Genomic DNA, 2,707 nt, shown 5'->3' on the forward strand with positions numbered 1-2,707 from the left:
TGAGCCGTTACCGCCCGTGCTGATCGAGCCATTGCCATTGTCGACGCCAGCTCCGTTGGTCGAATTACCAGATACGTTGGTCGAGCCGTTGCCCTGGGTGTCAATCGTGCCGTTGCCGTTGTCTACGCCCGTACCATTGGTCGAGTTGCCCGAGACGTTGGTCGAGCCATTGCCATCGGTATTGATCGAACCATTACCGTTATCAACGCCGGTACCGTTCGTCGAGTTGCCAGAGACGTTGGTCGAGCCGTTGCCCTGGGTGTCGATCGTGCCGTTGCCGTTGTCTACGCCCGTACCATTGGTCGAGTTGCCCGAGACATTGGTCGAGCCGTTGCCACCAGTCTGGATCGAACCATTTCCGTTATCGACGCCAGCTCCCTCGCCTGAGTCGCCGGTAACGTTTGTCGAGCCATTACCACCGGTGTTGATGGTGCCGTTGCCGTTGTCTACGCCCGTGCCGTTGGTCGAGTTGCCCGAGACGTTGGTCGAACCATTGCCATCGGTTTGGATCGACCCATTGCCGTTATCTATGCCAGTGCCATTCGTCGAATTGCCCGAAACGTTGGTCGAACCGTTACCGCCGGTGTTGATTGAACCGTTTCCGTTATCGACACCGGTGCCATTGGTCGAGTTTCCTGAGACGTTGGTCGAGCCATTGCCATCGGTATTAATCGCGCCGTTGCCGTTGTCTACGCCCGTACCATTGGTCGAGTTGCCCGAGACGTTGGTTGAACCGTTGCCCTGGGTGTCGATCGTGCCGTTGCCGTTGTCTACGCCCGTACCGTTGGTCGAGTTGCCGGAGACATTGGTCGAGCCATTGCCATCGGTATTGATCGAACCATTACCGTTATCAACGCCAGTACCGTTGGTCGAGTTACCCGAGACATTGGTCGAGCCGTTGCCCTGAGTGTCGACCGTGCCGTTGCCGTTGTCTACGCCTGGTCCGTTGGTCGAGTTACCCGAAACGTTGGTCGAACCGTTACCGCCGGTATTGATTGATCCGTTCCCGTTATCGACACCGGTGCCATTGGTCGAGTTGCCTGAGACGTTGGTCGATCCATTGCCGTCCGTATCGATCGAGCCGTTGCCGTTGTCTACACCTGGACCCTCCGTCGAGTTGCCCGAGATATTGGCCGACCCGTTGCCACCGGTGTTAATGGTGCCGTTGCCGTTATTAACGCCGGTACCGTTCGTCGAGTTGCCCGAGACGTTGGTCGAACCGTTGCCCTGGGTGTCGATCGTGCCGTTGCCGTTGTCGACGCCGGTGCCGTTGGTGGAATTGCCCGAGACGTTGGTGGAACCATTGCCATCGGTATAGATGGAACCGTTGCCATTATCAACGCCGGTACCGTTCGTCGAGTTACCGGAGACATTGGCCGAGCCATTGCCGCCGGTGTTAATGGTGCCGTTGCCATTGTCGACACCGGTGCCGTTGGTCGAATTCCCCGAGACATTGGTCGAGCCGTTGCCACCGGTGTTAATGGTGCCGTTACCGTTATTGACGCCCGTGCCGTTCGTCGAATTGCCCGAGACGTTGGTTGAACCGTTGCCCTGGGTGTCGATCGTGCCGTTGCCGTTGTCGACGCCGGTGCCGTTGGTGGAATTGCCCGAGACGTTGGTGGAACCATTGCCATCGGTATAGATGGAACCGTTGCCATTATCAACGCCGGTACCGTTCGTCGAGTTACCGGAGATATTGGCCGAGCCATTGCCGCCGGTGTTAATGGTGCCGTTGCCATTGTCGACACCGGTGCCGTTGGTCGAATTCCCCGAGACATTGGTCGAGCCGTTGCCACCGGTGTTAATGGTGCCGTTACCGTTATTGACGCCCGTGCCGTTCGTCGAATTGCCCGAGACGTTGGTCGAACCATTGCCCTGGGTGTCGACCGTGCCGTTGCCGTTGTCGACGCCTGGACCCGTCGTCGAGTTGCCCGAGATATTGGTCGAGCCATTGCCGCCGGTGCTGATCGAGCCATTGCCGTTGTCGACGCCCGAGCCATTGGTCGAGTTGCCGGACACGTTGGTCGCGCCATTGCCATCGGTATGGATCGACCCATTGCCATTGTCGACACCGGTACCGTTGGTCGAGTTGCCCGAAACGTTGGTCGAGCCGTTGCCGTCCGTGTTGATGCCACCGCCGTTGTCGACGCCCGAGCCGTTGGTCGAATTCCCCGAGACATTGGTCGAGCCGTTGCCGCCGGTGTTAATGGTGCCGTTACCGTTATTGACGCCCGTGCCGTTCGTTGAATTGCCCGAGACGTTGGTCGAACCATTGCCCTGGGTGTCGACCGTGCCGTTGCCGTTGTCTACGCCTGGACCGGTCGTCGAGTTGCCCGAGATATTGGTCGAGCCATTGCCGCCGGTGCTGATCGAGCCATTGCCGTTGTCGACGCCCGAGCCATTGGTCGAGTTGCCGGAGATATTGGCCGAGCCATTGCCGCCGGTGTTAATGGTGCCGTTGCCATTGTCAACACCGGTGCCGTTCGTCGAATTCCCCGAGACGTTGGTCGAGCCGTTGCCGTCCGTGTTGATACCGCCGCCGTTGTCGACGCCTGAGCCGTTGGTCGAGTTGCCCGAGACGTTGGTGGAGCCGTTACCGCCCGTGTTAATGGTGCCATTGCCATTGTCGACACCGGTGCCGTTCGTCGAATTCCCCGAGACGTTGGTCGAGCCGTTGCCGTCCGTGTTGATGCCACCGCCGTTGTCG

Annotated in this window: 1 protein-coding gene; it reads right to left on the minus strand. The window is 59.3% G+C overall.

The genetic code is table 11. The annotated features are described in order from the left end of the window. Window positions 1-2,707: S-layer family protein (locus A9J21_RS32005; protein ID WP_066737594.1), on the minus strand; the 2,707-nt coding region annotated here is incomplete at both ends.

The organism is Cupriavidus sp. D384 (genome assembly GCF_001652915.1).
GTDB lineage: Bacteria > Pseudomonadota > Gammaproteobacteria > Burkholderiales > Burkholderiaceae > Cupriavidus.